This is a genomic window from Vibrio sp. 1288 (assembly GCF_033344475.1).
Genome location: NZ_JAWPOX010001028.1, coordinates 1 through 536, shown reverse-complemented (window position 1 = coordinate 536; position 536 = coordinate 1). Strand labels below are relative to the sequence as shown.

1 protein-coding gene is annotated in these 536 nt (G+C 51.3%); it reads left to right on the top strand.

Annotated elements, in window-relative coordinates:
- On the top strand, positions 1 to 536 hold a 536-nt coding region (locus R8O11_RS30725), incomplete at both ends, for an alpha-ketoacid dehydrogenase subunit beta (RefSeq protein WP_318195320.1).

The following is a 536-nucleotide window of genomic DNA, read 5'->3' as shown; positions in this document are numbered from 1 at the left end:
ACTCGTGGACGCCTCACTTGTCCGGCTGTATTCCGCGCGCCTTTTGGTGGCGGCATTCACGCGCCGGAACACCACTCAGAAAGCATTGAAGCACTGTTTGCACATACCGCAGGCTTTAAAGTGGTGATTCCATCTTCCCCTCAGCGTGCTTACGGTTTGTTGCTTGCTGCCATTCGCAGTAACGATCCAGTGATGTTCTTTGAACCCAAACGCATCTATCGCACCGTTAAATCCGAAGTGATTGATAACGGGGAAGCATTACCGTTAGACACTTGTTTTACGCTGCGCAAAGGCCGAGATATTACGCTCGTGACATGGGGAGCATGTGTTGTTGAATCTCTCCAAGCTGCGCAAACCCTATCAAGCCAAGGGATCGAAGTCGAAGTCATTGATCTGGCAAGTATTAAGCCGATTGATACCGCGACGATTTTCCGTTCACTAGAGAAAACCGGACGCCTGCTGGTTGTACATGAAGCCAGTAAAACGTGTGGTGTGGGTTCTGAACTGCTGGCTCGAACCGCCGAGCACGCGATGTG